The following is a 14,879-nucleotide window of genomic DNA, read 5'->3' as shown; positions in this document are numbered from 1 at the left end:
GTTCTAGAAGTCGATGCACGCTGCACGCAGGAGGGCAGCGGTTTCAAAGAGCGGCAAACCCATGATACCCGAATAGGACCCGTCTATATGCTCGATAAACTCCGCCGCGCGTCCCTGCACGCCATACGCTCCTGCCTTGCCGAGCGGCTCACCGCTCGCCGCATAACGACGCAACGCGTCTGCGTGCACTGCAGCAAAACGCACCTTCGACACCGACAACGCCGCGGGCAGCAGCACGCCGTCGGCATCGATGACGGCGAGCGCGGTCAGCACTTCGTGCGTGCGGCCCGCGAGGCGCGTGAGCATCGCGACCGCATCGTCGGCATCGATGGGCTTGCCGAGAATCGCGTCGTCGATCGTGACGGTGGTGTCGGCGACGAGGATCGGCCGCACCGCGTGGCCAGCGGCCACGAGACGCGCGCGCGCCGCATGCGCTTTCGCGATGCATACGCGCTGCACGTAGTCGCGCGCGTGTTCGCCGGGCCGTTCGGCTTCGAGCGCTTCGGCGTCTTCGTCGGGGCGCGGCAGCAGCAATTCGAAACGCACGCCGAGCTGTTGCAGCAACTCCTGGCGGCGCGGACTTTGCGAGGCGAGGTAGACGAACGGATGCAGCGAAGCGGAGGGCGTGGGCATGAACGGGTCTCGATGGAGCGGGAACGGATGGCGTGCGGGAGGTGAAAGCGGATGGCTTGGAAGAGTGGGCGGGGCGAGCTAGATTCGGCGACGCAATCGATGCGCTGAATCCATTCATGGCATAGATGCACAGCGCGTCGGGCGCATCATCGCATGAAGTGGTGGCAATACGCTTAAACGTAGAGAGCGGAGCGCCCGCGACGTGCCATCAACAACGAACGGTTGCCAGGCGTCGCCGCGCTGGCTCCAGCCCTCACGCGCGATGATACGGGTGATTTTGCGTGATGCTCCACGCACGGTAAAGCTGCTCGGCCAGCAGCACGCGCACCATCGCGTGCGGCAGCGTGAGGCTCGACACGCGCAGCATCATATCGGCGCGCGCCTTCAGCTCGGGATCGAGACCGTCCGCGCCGCCGATCAGAAAGGCCACGTCGCGGCCGTCCTGTTGCCAGCCCGGCAACGCGCCCGCAAGCTGCATCGTGGTCCAGTCCTTGCCGCGTTCGTCGAGCGCGACGATGCGCGCGTTCTTCGGCAACGCGGCTTCGATCTTCTGCCGCTCGGCGGCCATCACGCTTTCGGCGGAACGGCCCGACGAGCGCTGCTCCGGTTTGATCTCGCGCAGCTCGATGCGCAGCTCGGGCGGCATGCGCTTCGCGTATTCGTCGAAGCCGGTCGCGATCCAGTCCGGCATCTTGTGGCCGACGGCGAGGATATGCAGTTTCATTGCAAGGAAAGTGGCGGTGCGCCTGACACGGTTCGCTTACTTGCGGCGCGCGGTGGTCTTGCGCGCTGGCTTCGCGGCGGGCGCTTCCTCGTCTTCCTCGTCGTCGGGCTCGCTTGCACGCGCGCCGCCGAACGGACTCGGCGTAGACAGCTTGATGCGCACCGGCTTGTCGCCCCAGATTTCCTCGAGGTTGTAGTACTGACGCAGCGCCGGCTGCAGGATGTGGACGATCGCGTCGCCGCAATCGACCAGCACCCATTCGCCGATGTCCTCGCCCTCGGTGCTGACGATCTCGCCGCCGGCTTCCTTCACGCCTTCGCGCACGCTCGACGCGAGCGCCTTGGTTTGCCGGTTCGACGTGCCGCTCGCGACGATCACGCGATCGAACAGCGAGGTCAGGTGGCTGGTGTTGAACACTTTGATGTCTTGCGCCTTGACGTCTTCGAGAGCGTCGACGATTACGCGCTGCAGTTTGCGAATATCCATGGAGTTACCGGTGGTACAGATGATGTTGAAGAATATAGTCCCACACCGCGGCGGGGACGTGACTCGTGGCCTGATCCTGGGCGGCGTCGCTCGCACCCGCGTGGACGAGCCGCTGGTTGACCTGCTCGCGCAGATGCGCGCGAATGTCGGTGGCCGAAACGTTGAACGCGAGCGTCGTGTCGATCAGCAGATGGCCGCAGGGCGTGGCCTGCAGCACCTCGGCTTTCGCACGGCGCGCGGCGATTTCCGTGGCCACCGCGGGGGCCACCGACGCGAGGTCGAAGCCGGGCCGCGTGGCCGCGCCGATGTGCGCGAGCTCGAACAGGCGCCGCCAGTCGCGCCAAGTGTCGAGATGCACTAATTGATCCGCGCCGATCAGCAGCGTGATCGATGCGTCGTCGCCTTCGCGCTCGCGCCAGCGTTGCAGCGTGTCGACCGTGTAGGTCGCGCCTTCATGCTCGATCTCGTCGGTTGCGACGCGCACCGTCACGCCGGGGATCGCGAGCGACGCGGCCGCCGCGCGCGTCATTGCGAGTCGATGTTCGGCGGGCGATACGTCGGCTTTCTGCCACGGCTGGCCGGCCGGCAGCAGCACCAGTTCGGTCAGCCGCAGCACGTCGGCGAACCGCCGCGCGAGCGCGAGATGGCCGTCGTGGATCGGATCGAAAGTGCCGCCCAGAAGACCGATCCGGCGGGGCAGCGCGACAGGGTGAGCGTTCGGCTTCAGGTGAGGATCCTTTGTCGTGACCGTAAGCGACACGGGTGGCGCGTCACACCCACTCGCGCGGCACGAGGAAATCGCTGTACAAGCGAGCTTCCGGCGTGCCCGGCTCGGGGTGCCAGTTGTAGCGCCAGTTCACCACGGGCGGCATCGACATCAGGATCGATTCGGTGCGTCCGCCGCTCTGCAGCCCAAATAGTGTGCCACGGTCGAAGACCAGATTGAACTCGACGTAGCGCCCGCGCCGGTAGGCCTGGAACGCGCGTTCGGCTTCGCCGTAGGGCGTATTGCGGCGCCGCTCGATGATCGGCAGGTACGCCTTGAGAAAGCCTTCGCCGACGCTTTTGAGCATCGCGAACGATTGCTCGAAGCCCGGCGCCGAGAAATCGTCGAAGAAAATCCCGCCGATGCCGCGCGCCTCGTTGCGGTGCTTCAGGAAGAAATACTCGTCGCACCAGCGCTTGAAGCTCGGGTACAGGTCTGCGCCATACGGCGCGAGCGCGTCGCGGCACACCTGATGGAAATGCCGCGCGTCCTCTTCGTAGCCGTAGTAGGGCGTCAGATCCATGCCGCCGCCGAACCAGAACACCGGCTCTTCGCCTTCCCTGGTCGCAATGAGCAGGCGCACGTTCATGTGAACGGTCGGGCAGTGCGGATTAAGCGGGTGCAGCACGAGCGACACGCCCATCGCCTCGAAACCGCGCCCGGCCAATTGCGGCCGCGCGGCGCTCGCCGAGCCCGGCAGCGCGTCGCCGGCGACGTCCGAGAAGCCGATGCCGGCGCGCTCGAAGAACTGGCCGCCTTCGAGAATCCGCGTGACGCCGCCGCCGCGCAGCTTTTCGCCGGGGCCGCGCTGCCATGCGTCGGTCGCGAAAGCGGTGCCGTCGAAGGCGCCCAGCGTGTCGGCGATGTGCGATTGCAGGCCTTGCAGCCAGCTGCGCACGGCTTGTGCGTCGTAGCTCGAATTGCTCATGAATGCAGGTTCTGAGGGCGGCACGCTCGTCGTGCCGCGGGTTCTTCGAAAGAGGGCGACGGCTGCGTTCGCGCCGGGTTGGCTGCCGGGACGCCCGGATCGCGCATTCGGCTTGCACGGAAGCCGGGAGGCGGATGGGCGAGGCGGCTTGCCGCTCCGGTCGATCCGCGGGCTCCGTGTCCGTCTGTTGCGACGAGCGCGAAAAATGCAGTGTAGCGCGCGTCGCGTCGCGCGCCCGCGGCGCGCTGTCGCGCGTGGGCGCCGCTCGCACGGCGCCCGGCGGAAGCGCTTATTTGCCGTCGTGCTTGCGATTGAGCGCGCGATAGCCGATGTCGCGGCGGTATTGCATGCCGTCGAACGCGATCTGGTTGATCGTGTGATACGCGGCCGCCTGCGCGGTGCGCACCGAATCCGCCAGACCGACGACACACAGCACGCGCCCGCCCGAGGTGGTCAGCTTGCCGTCCGTTAGCGTGGTGCCGGCGTGGAACGTGACCGAATCCGCGGTTTCGGCGGGAATGCCGTTGATGCGGTCGCCCTTCCTCGGCGTGTCCGGATAGTTGTGCGCGGCGAGTACGACGCCGAGCGCGGTGCGGCGGTCCCATTCGAGCTCGACGGTGTCGAGGGTGCCGGCGATCGCGTGTTCGACCACTTTCGAAAAGTCGCCCTTCAGACGCGCCATGATCGGCTGCGTTTCGGGGTCGCCCATCCGGCAGTTGAATTCGAGCGTCTTCGGGTTGCCTTGTGCGTCGATCATCAGGCCCGCGTACAGGAAACCGGTGTAGCGGATGCCTTCCTTTTCCATGCCGCGCACCGTCGGCAGGATGATTTCGCGCATCACGCGCGCATGCAGCTGCGGCGTGACGATCGGCGCGGGCGAGTAGGCGCCCATGCCGCCCGTGTTCGGGCCCTGGTCGCCGTCGAGCAGACGCTTGTGATCCTGGCTCGACGCGAGCGCGAGCACGTGCTTGCCGTCGACCATCACGATGAAGCTCGCTTCCTCGCCGGCGAGGAACTCCTCGATCACGACGCGCGCGCCGGCGTCGCCGAGCTTGTTGTCCGACAGCATCATGTCGACCGCGGCGTGCGCTTCTTCCAGCGTTTGCGCGACCACCACGCCCTTGCCCGCGGCGAGGCCGTCGGCCTTGATCACGATGGGCGCGCCCTTGGCGTCCAGATACGCGTGCGCGGCGGCGACGTCGGCGAAGGTTTCGTACTCGGCCGTCGGGACGCCGTGGCGCTTCATGAACGCCTTGGCGAAATCTTTCGAGCTTTCGAGCTGAGCGGCTTCTTTGGTCGGCCCGAAGATCTTCAGACCGCGCGAGCGGAACAGGTTGACGATGCCTGCCGCGAGCGGCGCTTCCGGCCCGACCAGCGTGAACGCGATCTGTTCTTTTTCGACGAAATCGGCGAGTGCGGCCGGATCGGTGATGTCGACGTTGAGCAGACGCTCATCCTGAGCGGTGCCGCCGTTGCCGGGCGCGACGTAGACGAGCTGGACCCGCGGCGATTGCGCGAGCTTCCATGCCAGCGCATGTTCGCGACCGCCGGAACCGACGACGAGTAACTTCATGTGAATCCCCGAGACTTAAAAACCATAAACGGCCGAGCGCTGTGCTCGGCCGTGCAATAAACCATCAACAGCAAGGGCAAACGATGCGAAGGCCCGGCGCGCCATCACTCGCCGGCGATCGACGCGTTTGTATAGACTTCCTGCACGTCGTCCAGATTTTCCAGCGCGTCGAGCAGCTTCTGCATTTTCACGGCGTCGTCGCCGGTGAATTCGACTTCGGTCTGCGGCTTCATCGTGACTTCGGCCAGTTCGGCCTTGAAGCCCGCGGCTTCGAGAGCAGCCTTCACCTTCGAAAAATCGTGCGGCGGGCACAGCACTTCGATACTGCCGTCCTCGTTCGTCTGGACGTCGTCGGCGCCCGCTTCGAGCGCGGCTTCCATCAGCGCGTCTTCGGCGGTGCCGGGCGCGAACAGGAACTGGCCGACGTGATCGAACATGAACGACACCGAGCCGTCCGTGCCCATGTTGCCGCCGTTCTTCGAGAACGCGTGACGCACTTCCGCGACCGTGCGGGTGCGGTTGTCGGTCATCGTGTCGACGATCACCGCCGCGCCGCCGATGCCGTAGCCTTCGTAGCGGATTTCCTCGTAGTTCGCGCCGTCCGCGCCGCCGACACCGCGCTGGATCGCGCGGTTGATGTTGTCCTTCGGCATGTTGGCGTCGTACGCCTTGTCAACGGCGAGCCGCAGACGCGGGTTCGAGTCGATTTCGCCGCCGCCCAGACGGGCCGCAACCTGGATTTCCTTGATGAGCCGCGTCCAGACCTTGCCGCGCTTGGCATCGGCCGCTGCTTTCTTATGCTTGATGTTGGCCCATTTCGAATGACCCGCCATACTTTTCTCCGTCGCGCGCGCCAGCGGGGCGCACGCATAGTGCAATTGTCGTTGCGATGTCGGGCGCCTCGCGGGTTGCGCCTCGCGTGTCGTGTCCCGATCCCAAACCGTCAGGTGAAAGGCTGCCGGCCGCTCGTGCTCGTTGCTCATGTTCGCCCGTCGGCGCGGCCGCTCCTGCCGCCGATCTCAGCCCAGCCGTTCCCGCGCGTCGTTCCCAGCTTGCCCGCCGGTAGGCGTTCGAGCCGGTTCATACATGAGCCGCGGCCCAAGCGGGGCCGCAGTGCGGCGGCGCGATGGAAGCGGGGCAGCTTGCGCGGCCAGGCGCCGCATGACCTGATGAAGGCGCGGGGCGCCGGTCGAAATTGCAGACGGTGGTGCGAGTGATCGTGCGGGTCGAGCCGCTCATCGAGCGGATTCGAATTTTATCACGCCGCGAGGGTGCGGCAGAGGGGGCCGCGGCGCGAAACCGGCCGCAAATGCAATGAAATCGAAGCGAAAATGAATTAAGGCGGCGCGGATGTGCCATCGGACGGCCGGATGGGGTCGAAAGCGGTCCGCCCTCAGGGCAGCGGCACTGCCGGGCCACCCTGCCGGCCCCTGCGCGTCAGTTCTTCGTGCCGAACAACCGGTCGCCCGCGTCGCCCAGACCCGGCACGATGTACGCATGCTCGTTCAGATGCGAATCGAGCGACGCGACGAACAGCTTGACGTCCGGGTGCGCGTCCTGGAATACCTGGACGCCTTCCGGCGCGGCGACGAGTGCGAGGAACAGGATGTTCTCGGCGGCCACGTTGCGGCGCTTGAGCACATCGACTGCGTGCACGGCCGAGTAGCCGGTCGCGACCATCGGATCGCAGAGAATGAACACGCGATCTTCGAGATCCGGCAGCCGCACCAGGTATTCGACCGGCCGATGATCCTCCGCGCGATACACGCCGATGTGGCCGACGCGCGCCGACGGCACCAGCTCGAGCAGGCCGTCCGACATGCCGACGCCCGCGCGCAGCACCGGCACGATCGCGAGCTTTTTGCCGGCGATCACCGGCGCGTCGATCTCGACCAGCGGCGTGGTGATGCGGCGCGTCGTCATCGGCAGGTTGCGGGTGATTTCGTAGCCCATCAGCAGCGTGATTTCGCGCAGCAACTCGCGGAACGTGCGCGTCGACGTGTCCCGGTCGCGCATGTGCGACAGCTTGTGCTGGATCAGCGGGTGATCGAGGATGAAAAGATTGGGGAAACGGCTGTCCTGGGTCATGGCGGGCTCGCGCGCGGCGGCAAGGTGGATCGGTTCGGCGCGCCCATCCGTTGCGTCCGTCCGCGCGCGAAGCCCGGACGGACGGTGGAAATGTGCGCCACCGCGCAAGTTTACCGAAAGAGTAGCGCCCGGCGATACCTGAGATTGCAGCGACGCGGCACAGTCCGGCACCGATTCTTCTAGAATCTGGGGAAACTTCGCAATGAGGGCATCCACATGGACTTGGGAATCGCAGGACGTACCGCGCTGGTTTGCGCGGCGAGCAAAGGTCTGGGACGCGGCTGCGCGGAAGCGCTCGCCGCCGAGGGCGTCAACCTGACGATCGTCGCGCGCACCGCCGAAACGCTCGAAGCGACCGCCGAGGCGATCCGCAAGCAGAGCGGCGTCGAGGTGAAGACAGTCGCATGCGACATCACCACGCCCGAAGGGCGCGCCGCCGCGCTCGCGGCCTGCCCGCAGCCGGACATTCTCGTCAACAACGCGGGCGGACCGCCGCCGGGCGATTTTAGGAGCTTCACGCACGACGACTGGATTCGCGCGCTCGAAACCAACATGCTGACGCCGATCGAGCTGATCCGTCAGACCATCGACACGATGAGCGCGCGCGGCTTCGGGCGCATCGTCAACATCACGAGCTCGGCGGTGAAGGCGCCGATCGACGTGCTGGGCCTGTCGAACGGCGCGCGCTCGGGGCTGACCGGTTTCGTCGCGGGTCTCGCGCGCAAGGTCGCGCCGACCGGCGTGACGATCAACAACCTGCTGCCGGGTCTGTTCGATACCGACCGCATCGCGGTCACGTTCGAGGCGCAGGCGAAGACGCACAACATTTCCATCGACGAAGCGCGCAAGCAGCGCATGAAGACGATCCCCGCCGGACGCTTCGGCAATCGCGAAGAATTCGGCCGGGCCTGCGCGTTCCTGTGCAGCACGCATGCTGGCTACATCACCGGGCAGAACTGGCTGATCGACGGCGGCGCTTATCCAGGGACGTACTGAGCCGGTACGTACTGAGCACGCACGTACCGAGCACGCACGTACCGAGCCGCCGCGCGCGAACGGCACGCATGACATCACAACAACGATATTCACAACGGTTTGAGGAGTCTTAAGTCATGAGCACCCGCATTGCGCTGATCGCGCACGATCACAAGAAAGACGACATCGTCAAACTGGCCGGCGAATACGTCGACACGCTCGCGCGCTGCGAGATCGTGGCGACCGGCACGACCGGCGGACGCATCAGCGACGCGCACGGCCTCACGGTCGAGCGCATGTTGTCGGGCCCGCACGGCGGCGATCTGCAGATCGGCGCGCAGCTCGCCGAAGGCCGCGTCGACATGGTGATTTTCCTGCGCGACCCGATGACGCCGCAGCCGCACGAGCCGGACATCAACGCGCTGGTGCGCGCGTGCGACGTGCACAACATTCCGTGCGCGACGAATATTTCGACCGCGCGCATGGTGCTCGACGTGCTGACGTTGCGCATGTCGGGCGAGGCGTGAGCGCGCGCGTCGCCGCACCCACATTTCTACAGATCAAGGAGACATGATGGCCAAGGCAATCCGATTCGACAAAACCGGCGGCCCCGAAGTAATGAAATGGGTCGACGTCGAGGTGGGCGAGCCCGGTGCGGGCGAGATCCGCATTCGCCAGACGGCGGTCGGCCTCAATTACATCGACGTGTATTTCCGCACCGGTCTGTATCCGCTGCCGCTGCCGGGCGGGCTCGGCATGGAGGCGGCCGGCGAGGTCAGCGCGCTCGGCTCGGGCGTGAGCGGTCTGAAGGTGGGCGACCGCGTCGCGTATGTCGCGCGGCCGCCCGGCGCCTATGCGCAGGAGCGCGTGCTGCCGGCCGCGCAGGTCGTCAAGCTGCCCGACGCGATCAGCAACGAGCAGGCCGCGTCGGTGATGCTGCAAGGCTTGACCGCGCAGTATCTGCTGCGCCGCACGTATCGGGTGAAGGCCGGCGACACGATCCTGATTCAGGCCGCGGCGGGCGGCGTCGGCCTGCTCGTGTGCCAGTGGGCGAAGGCGCTCGGCGCGACGGTGATCGGCACGGTCGGTTCCGACGAGAAAGCCGAGATCGCCAAAGCGCACGGCTGCGATCACGCGATCGTTTATACGCGCGAGAATTTCACGAAGCGCGTACGCGAGATCACCAACGGCGCGGGCGTGCCGGTCGTCTACGATTCGATCGGCAAGGACACCTTTGAAAAGTCGCTCGACTGCCTCGCGCCGCTCGGCCTCTTCGTGAGCTTCGGCAACGCGTCGGGTCCGCTGCCGCCGATCGACTCGTCGGAATTCGCGGGACGCGGTTCGCTGTTCTTTACACGACCGACGCTCTTCACCTATATCGCGAAACGCGCCGATTACGAGGCGATGTCGGCCGAGTTGTTCGACGTGCTGAGCTCGGGCAAGGTCAAGACGAGTATCAATCAGCGCTATGCGCTGCCGGACGTCGGGCAGGCGCATGCCGACCTCGAAGGGCGCCGCACGACGGGCTCGACGATCCTGCTGCCGTAAAGAAACTTCGCGGCCTCCGGCCGCGCTACCTCACCTCCACCAGGGCCGTTTCATCGCGAGATGAAACGGCCTTGTCCGTTTACGCGATTTTTACGCGCACCGCGCAATCTTTGACCAGCCCTTTAGGCGGATCGGCATACCGTTCTACCTATCCAAAATCCGTAAATGGGGAACACAAATGGATGTGTTGTATGTCGGTGGCCTGGCGCTGTTTGCCGTGCTGACCTTTGCGCTGATTGGCGGCTGCGAGAAGCTGATGCAGTTCCGTCGCGGACAGGGAGCACGCTGATGACCTGGATGCTGTGGCTGGCCGGCGCGTCCACCGCGCTGCTGTTCGTTTATCTCGTGTATGCGCTGCTGCGCGCGGAGGACATTGAATGAACACGAATGATGTCCTGCAGGCGGGTCTTTTTATCGTCGTGCTACTGGCCGCCGCGGTGCCGGTGGCGAGCTATCTGGGCGCCGTGATGGACGGCAGCTCACGCGTGGTGCGCTTCTGCGCGCCGCTTGAACGGCTGCTTTACCGTATCGCGGGCGTCGATCCAGCGGCGGAAATGGGCTGGAAGCACTACGCGATCGCCGCGGTCGCGTTCAACGTGCTCGGCGTGGCGTTCCTGTACGTGCTGCTGCGCGTGCAAGGGTGGCTGCCCGGCAATCCGCAGCAGTTCGGCGCGATGTCGGTCGACAGCGCGTTCAACACCGCTGTCAGCTTCGTGTCGAATACCAACTGGCAGGACTACACGCCTGAGCAAACGGTCAGCTATCTGACGCAGATGCTCGGCCTGACCGTGCAGAACTTCCTGTCGGCGGCGACCGGCATCGTCGTCGTGATGGCGCTGATTCGCGGCTTCGCGCGGCATACCGCGCAGACCATCGGCAACTTCTGGGTCGATATCACCCGCGTGACGATGTACGTGCTGCTGCCGATGGCGGCGATCGTCGCGGCACTGCTGATGAGCCAGGGTGTGATCCAGAACTTCAAGGCGTATCAGGACGTGCCGACGCTGCAGACCACCACCTACGCCGCGCCGAAGCTCGACGCGCAAGGCAATCCGGTGAAGGACGCGAAGGGCAATCCGGTAACGGTCGACACGCCCGTGAAGACGCAGACCATCGCGATGGGACCGGTCGCGTCGCAGGAAGCGATCAAGATGCTCGGCACCAACGGCGGCGGCTTCTTCAACGGCAACTCCGCGCATCCGTACGAAAACCCGACGCCGTTCTCGAACTTCGTGCAGATCTTCTCGATCCTGATCATCCCGGCGGCGCTCGCGCTCGTGTTCGGCCGCGTGATCGGCGATCGCCGCCAGGGTGTCGCGGTGCTTGCGGCGATGACGATCGCGTTCGGCGTCTGCGTGTTCGGCGAGATCAGCGCCGAGCAAAGCGGCAATCCCGCGTTCACCGCGCTCAACGTCGATCAGTCGGCGAACGCGCTGCAATCGGGCGGCAATGCGGAGGGCAAGGAAACGCGCTTCGGTATCGCGCAGTCGGGCATCTTCACGGTCGCGACCACGGCGGCTTCGTGCGGAGCGGTCGCCAATACGCACGATTCGTTGACGCCGATCGGCGGCCTATACCCGATGCTGCTGATGCAGCTCGGCGAAGTGATCTTCGGCGGCGTCGGTTCCGGCATGTACGGGATGCTCGTGTTCGCGCTGCTCGCGGTGTTCGTCGCGGGACTGATGATCGGGCGCACTCCTGAATACGTCGGCAAGAAGATCGAGGCGTACGAGATGAAGATGGTGTCGATCGTCGTGCTGCTCACGCCGCTGCTGGTGCTCGTCGGCACCTCGATCGCGGTGCTGACCGACGCCGGCAAGGCGGGTATCGCGAACCCCGGCGCGCACGGCTTCTCCGAAATCCTCTACGCGTTCAGCTCGGCCGCGAACAACAACGGCAGCGCGTTCGCGGGTCTCTCGGTGAATACGCCGTTCTACAACTGGCTCACCGCGATCGCGATGTGGTTCGGCCGCTTCGGCACGATCGTGCCGGTGCTCGCGATCGCCGGCTCGCTCGCCGCGAAGAAGCGCATCGGCGTGACCGGCGGCACGCTGCCGACGCACGGACCGCTGTTCGTCGTGCTGCTGCTCGGCACGGTGCTGCTGGTCGGCGCGCTGACCTACGTCCCGGCGCTCGCGCTCGGTCCCGGCGTCGAGCATCTGATGATGATCGGCGTGCAGTGACGGTTGACGCGGGGGCCGCGATCAACGACGCCCGACGACCGAACCGGCGCTTGCACGCGGCAAGCCTGCAAGCGCACAAGGATATTCGAGGATTCAATGACTGAACATAACGCTACGCGGTCCATGTTCGACCCGGCGCTGCTGCGTCCGGCGATCGTGGACTCCTTCAAAAAGCTCACGCCGCGCACGCAGTTTCGCAACCCGGTGATGTTCTGCGTGTACGTCGGCAGCATTCTGACGACCATTCTGTGGATCGCCGCGCTCGGCGGTCAGGCCGAAGCGCCCGCGGGCTTCATTCTCGCGGTCACGCTATGGCTGTGGTTCACGGTGCTGTTCGCGAACTTCGCGGAGGCGCTCGCCGAAGGCCGCTCGAAAGCGCAGGCCGCGTCGCTGCGCAGCGCGAAGAAAGACGTGATGGCCAAGAAGCTCAACGAGCCGCATCCGAAGTCGCCGATCCGCATCACGACCGCGACCGATCTGCGTAAAGGCGACGTCGTGCTGGTCGAGACCGGCGACGTGATTCCGGCCGACGGCGAAGTGATCGACGGTGTCGCATCGGTCGACGAATCGGCGATCACCGGCGAATCGGCGCCGGTGATCCGCGAGTCGGGCGGCGACTTTTCGTCGGTGACGGGCGGCACGCGCGTGCTGTCGGACTGGATCGTCGTGCGCGTCACAGCGAACCCGGGCGAGGCGTTCCTCGATCGCATGATCGCGATGGTCGAAGGCGCGAAGCGTCAGAAGACGCCGAACGAAATCGCGCTGACCATCCTGCTCGTCGCGTTGACGATCGTGATGCTGCTCGCCACCGCGACGCTGCTGCCGTTCTCGATCTTCTCTGTCGGAGCCGCTCACCTGGCCAATTCGGCGGGCCACGTGGTGACGATCACCGCGCTCGTCGCGTTGCTCGTGTGTCTGATCCCGACGACGATCGGCGGCCTGCTGTCGGCGATCGGCGTAGCCGGCATGAGCCGCATGATGCAGGCGAACGTGATCGCGACCTCGGGCCGCGCGGTCGAAGCGGCCGGCGACGTCGACGTGCTGCTGCTCGACAAGACCGGCACGATCACGCTCGGCAACCGCCAGGCGTCGCAGTTCCTGCCCGCGCCGGGTCTCACCGAAGAAGCGCTTGCCGATGCCGCGCAGTTGTCGTCGCTCGCCGACGAAACGCCGGAAGGCCGCAGCATCGTCGTGCTCGCAAAGCAGCGTTTCAATATCCGCCAGCGCGACATGGCCTCGCTACACGCGGTGTTTCTCGCGTTCACCGCGCAGACCCGCATGAGCGGGGTCGATCTGTCGCCGCAAGGAACGCCCGCCGGAACGCATGGCCGAGAAATCCGCAAGGGCGCGGCCGATGCGGTCAAGCACTACGTCGAAGCGAACGGCGGCCGTTTCCCGAACGAAGTCAGCAACGCGGTCGCCGAGGTCGCGCGACGCGGCAGCACGCCGCTCGTGGTCGCCGAGAAGAGCGAGCAGGGCGCGCGCGTGCTCGGCGTGATCGAGCTGAAGGACGTCGTGAAGGGCGGCATCAAGGAGCGCTTCGCCGAGCTGCGCAAGATGGGCATCAAGACCGTGATGGTGACGGGCGACAACCGTCTGACCGCCGCCGCGATCGCGGCCGAAGCAGGCGTCGACGACTTCCTCGCCGAAGCGACACCGGAGACGAAGCTCGCGACGATCCGCGCGCACCAGGCCGAAGGGCGTCTGGTCGCGATGACCGGCGACGGCACCAACGACGCCCCCGCGCTTGCGCAGGCCGACGTCGCGGTCGCGATGAACACCGGCACGCAGGCGGCGAAAGAGGCCGGCAACATGGTCGACCTCGATTCGAATCCGACCAAGCTGATCGAGATCGTCGAGATCGGCAAACAGATGCTGATGACGCGCGGTTCGCTAACCACGTTCTCGATCGCCAACGACGTCGCCAAGTACTTCGCGATTATCCCGGCCGCGTTCGCATCGACGTATCCGGCGCTGAATGCGCTGAACGTGATGCATCTGGCGACACCGACCTCGGCGATCATGTCGGCGGTGATCTTCAACGCGCTGATCATCGTGCTGCTGATTCCTCTTGCGCTTAAGGGCGTGCGCTATCGCGCGCTAGGAGCTGCGATCCTGCTGCGCCGCAATCTGCTGATCTACGGCCTCGGCGGGATCATCGTGCCGTTCATCGGCATCAAGCTGATCGATATGGTGCTCGCCGTGTTCGGCTGGGTTTGAGCGCGCAGCGCGTCGCTACGCGGTAACCAGCATTGATGAAAAGGGAAAGAGACCCATCATGAAAAATCTGTTCCGTCCGCTGATCGTGATCTTCGCGGTGCTGACCGCGGTCACCGGACTCGCTTATCCCGCGGTGATGACCGCGTTCGGCCAGGCGGCGTTCCACGACAAGGCCAACGGCAGCCTGATCGAGCAGAACGGCAAGGTGGTCGGCTCGCAGCTGATCGGCCAGCAGTTCGACGCGCCCCAGTATTTCTGGGGCCGGCTATCGGCGACGAGCCCGATGCCGTACAACCCGCAGGGCTCGGGCGGCTCGAACCTCGGGCCGAACAACCCGGCGCTGCTCGACGAGATCAAGGGTCGGCTCGCGGCGCTTAAGGCTGCGGGCACCGACATGTCGAAGCCGGTGCCGGTCGATCTGGTCACGTCGTCGGGCAGCGGGCTCGATCCGGAGATCAGTCCGGCCGCGGCCGCGTACCAGGTGGAGCGGGTCGCGCAGGCGCGCCACCTCGCGCCGAGCGACGTGCAGGTGTTCGTCGAGCGTTATACGACGGGGCGCCAGTTCGGTGTGCTCGGCGAGCCGCGCGTGAACGTGCTCAAGCTCAATCTCGCGCTCGATGAAATGAAGCGCGGTTGACCCGAAACGCAAACGACGACTCATCAACCGCGATTGCGGTTCATCGGCAAAACAGCGGCGTCCGCGTGGCGCCGCTGCGCCATTTGCGGGCCGGCGCGGGCCGTGCCAACATGCAGGC

Annotated in this window: 16 protein-coding genes; 8 read left to right on the top strand and 8 right to left on the bottom strand. The window is 65.8% G+C overall.

Annotation, left to right across the window (positions count from 1 at the left end; all coding sequences use genetic code 11):
- Window positions 1-3 precede the first annotated feature (3 nt).
- The 8 genes from AB3X89_RS28135 to upp all read right to left on the bottom strand — a co-directional run bounded on the left by AB3X89_RS28135 (window position 4) and on the right by upp (window position 7,198).
- Window positions 4-633 carry a nucleoside triphosphate pyrophosphatase gene (locus AB3X89_RS28135; RefSeq protein WP_368586203.1) on the bottom strand — a complete coding sequence of 210 codons (630 nt, stop codon included), beginning with the start codon at window positions 631-633 and terminating at the stop codon, window positions 4-6.
- A gap of 253 nt (window positions 634-886) precedes the next feature.
- Complete coding sequence (gene rlmH / locus AB3X89_RS28130; RefSeq protein WP_368586202.1) at window positions 887-1,357, bottom strand: 23S rRNA (pseudouridine(1915)-N(3))-methyltransferase RlmH; 471 nt, start codon at window positions 1,355-1,357, stop codon at window positions 887-889.
- Between the two features lie 36 nt (window positions 1,358-1,393).
- On the bottom strand, window positions 1,394-1,843 hold the full coding sequence (rsfS, locus tag AB3X89_RS28125) for a ribosome silencing factor (protein WP_013088890.1): 450 nt from the start codon (window positions 1,841-1,843) through the stop codon (window positions 1,394-1,396).
- 4 nt (window positions 1,844-1,847) lie between these two features.
- Window positions 1,848-2,603, bottom strand: a complete 756-nt coding sequence (locus tag AB3X89_RS28120) for a nicotinate-nucleotide adenylyltransferase (RefSeq protein ID WP_368586201.1) — start codon at window positions 2,601-2,603, stop codon at window positions 1,848-1,850.
- Between the two features lie 10 nt (window positions 2,604-2,613).
- Window positions 2,614-3,537 (bottom strand): oxygen-dependent coproporphyrinogen oxidase, encoded by a 924-nt coding sequence (hemF, locus tag AB3X89_RS28115; protein WP_368586200.1) that lies wholly within the window; start codon window positions 3,535-3,537, stop codon window positions 2,614-2,616.
- Between the two features lie 289 nt (window positions 3,538-3,826).
- A complete protein-coding gene (purD, locus tag AB3X89_RS28110) occupies window positions 3,827-5,110 on the bottom strand; it encodes a phosphoribosylamine--glycine ligase (protein ID WP_368586199.1) in 1,284 nt (427 codons plus the stop codon).
- A gap of 104 nt (window positions 5,111-5,214) precedes the next feature.
- Window positions 5,215-5,943 (bottom strand): YebC/PmpR family DNA-binding transcriptional regulator, encoded by a 729-nt coding sequence (locus tag AB3X89_RS28105; protein WP_368586198.1) that lies wholly within the window; start codon window positions 5,941-5,943, stop codon window positions 5,215-5,217.
- A 604-nt stretch (window positions 5,944-6,547) separates the two neighbouring features.
- The gene (upp, locus tag AB3X89_RS28100; protein WP_013088896.1) at window positions 6,548-7,198 is read right to left on the bottom strand and encodes a uracil phosphoribosyltransferase; all 651 of its coding nucleotides are present in this window, start codon (window positions 7,196-7,198) and stop codon (window positions 6,548-6,550) included.
- 216 nt (window positions 7,199-7,414) lie between these two features.
- Between upp and AB3X89_RS28095 the strand changes: the two genes are divergently transcribed.
- From AB3X89_RS28095 to kdpC, 8 genes are all read left to right on the top strand, one after another.
- Window positions 7,415-8,194, top strand: coding sequence for an SDR family oxidoreductase (locus tag AB3X89_RS28095; protein ID WP_368586197.1), 780 nt, complete (start codon window positions 7,415-7,417; stop codon window positions 8,192-8,194).
- A gap of 116 nt (window positions 8,195-8,310) precedes the next feature.
- Window positions 8,311-8,700 carry a methylglyoxal synthase gene (locus AB3X89_RS28090; protein ID WP_368586196.1) on the top strand — a complete coding sequence of 130 codons (390 nt, stop codon included), beginning with the start codon at window positions 8,311-8,313 and terminating at the stop codon, window positions 8,698-8,700.
- Window positions 8,701-8,746: 46 nt separating this feature from the next.
- Window positions 8,747-9,721, top strand: coding sequence for a quinone oxidoreductase (locus AB3X89_RS28085; protein ID WP_368586195.1), 975 nt, complete (start codon window positions 8,747-8,749; stop codon window positions 9,719-9,721).
- Window positions 9,722-9,899: 178 nt separating this feature from the next.
- Window positions 9,900-10,010: a potassium ABC transporter ATPase gene (locus AB3X89_RS28080; protein WP_176121285.1), complete on the top strand. Its 111-nt coding sequence runs from the start codon at window positions 9,900-9,902 to the stop codon at window positions 10,008-10,010.
- Window positions 10,010-10,102: a K(+)-transporting ATPase subunit F gene (gene kdpF / locus AB3X89_RS28075; protein ID WP_013088901.1), complete on the top strand. Its 93-nt coding sequence runs from the start codon at window positions 10,010-10,012 to the stop codon at window positions 10,100-10,102. The genes AB3X89_RS28080 and kdpF overlap by 1 nt, the downstream gene beginning before the upstream one ends.
- Window positions 10,099-11,904: a potassium-transporting ATPase subunit KdpA gene (kdpA, locus tag AB3X89_RS28070; protein ID WP_368586194.1), complete on the top strand. Its 1,806-nt coding sequence runs from the start codon at window positions 10,099-10,101 to the stop codon at window positions 11,902-11,904. The genes kdpF and kdpA overlap by 4 nt, the downstream gene beginning before the upstream one ends.
- A gap of 96 nt (window positions 11,905-12,000) precedes the next feature.
- The gene (kdpB, locus tag AB3X89_RS28065; RefSeq protein ID WP_368586193.1) at window positions 12,001-14,124 is read left to right on the top strand and encodes a potassium-transporting ATPase subunit KdpB; all 2,124 of its coding nucleotides are present in this window, start codon (window positions 12,001-12,003) and stop codon (window positions 14,122-14,124) included.
- 58 nt (window positions 14,125-14,182) lie between these two features.
- A complete protein-coding gene (gene kdpC / locus AB3X89_RS28060) occupies window positions 14,183-14,761 on the top strand; it encodes a potassium-transporting ATPase subunit KdpC (protein ID WP_368586192.1) in 579 nt (192 codons plus the stop codon).
- Window positions 14,762-14,879 lie beyond the last annotated feature (118 nt).

The organism is Paraburkholderia sp. BR14320 (assembly GCF_040948665.1).
GTDB lineage: Bacteria > Pseudomonadota > Gammaproteobacteria > Burkholderiales > Burkholderiaceae > Paraburkholderia > Paraburkholderia youngii.
Note: the sequence above shows the minus strand (reverse complement) of the source record. Positions and strands in the feature narration are given on the sequence as shown.

Excerpts from the sequence above, each read along its gene's own strand:
- rlmH (WP_368586202.1), bottom strand. The coding sequence starts at position 1,357 with ATGAAACTGCATATCCTCGCCGTCGGCCACAAGATGCCGGACTGGATC.
- AB3X89_RS28095 (WP_368586197.1), top strand. The coding sequence starts at position 7,415 with ATGGACTTGGGAATCGCAGGACGTACCGCGCTGGTTTGCGCGGCGAGC.
- AB3X89_RS28090 (WP_368586196.1), top strand. The coding sequence starts at position 8,311 with ATGAGCACCCGCATTGCGCTGATCGCGCACGATCACAAGAAAGACGAC.
- AB3X89_RS28135 (WP_368586203.1), bottom strand. The coding sequence starts at position 633 with ATGCCCACGCCCTCCGCTTCGCTGCATCCGTTCGTCTACCTCGCCTCG.
- purD (WP_368586199.1), bottom strand. The coding sequence starts at position 5,110 with ATGAAGTTACTCGTCGTCGGTTCCGGCGGTCGCGAACATGCGCTGGCA.
- kdpB (WP_368586193.1), top strand. The coding sequence starts at position 12,001 with ATGACTGAACATAACGCTACGCGGTCCATGTTCGACCCGGCGCTGCTG.
- upp (WP_013088896.1), bottom strand. The coding sequence starts at position 7,198 with ATGACCCAGGACAGCCGTTTCCCCAATCTTTTCATCCTCGATCACCCG.
- kdpA (WP_368586194.1), top strand. The coding sequence starts at position 10,099 with ATGAACACGAATGATGTCCTGCAGGCGGGTCTTTTTATCGTCGTGCTA.
- rsfS (WP_013088890.1), bottom strand. The coding sequence starts at position 1,843 with ATGGATATTCGCAAACTGCAGCGCGTAATCGTCGACGCTCTCGAAGAC.
- hemF (WP_368586200.1), bottom strand. The coding sequence starts at position 3,537 with ATGAGCAATTCGAGCTACGACGCACAAGCCGTGCGCAGCTGGCTGCAA.
- AB3X89_RS28085 (WP_368586195.1), top strand. The coding sequence starts at position 8,747 with ATGGCCAAGGCAATCCGATTCGACAAAACCGGCGGCCCCGAAGTAATG.
- AB3X89_RS28105 (WP_368586198.1), bottom strand. The coding sequence starts at position 5,943 with ATGGCGGGTCATTCGAAATGGGCCAACATCAAGCATAAGAAAGCAGCG.
- kdpF (WP_013088901.1), top strand. The coding sequence starts at position 10,010 with ATGACCTGGATGCTGTGGCTGGCCGGCGCGTCCACCGCGCTGCTGTTC.
- AB3X89_RS28080 (WP_176121285.1), top strand. The coding sequence starts at position 9,900 with ATGGATGTGTTGTATGTCGGTGGCCTGGCGCTGTTTGCCGTGCTGACC.
- kdpC (WP_368586192.1), top strand. The coding sequence starts at position 14,183 with ATGAAAAATCTGTTCCGTCCGCTGATCGTGATCTTCGCGGTGCTGACC.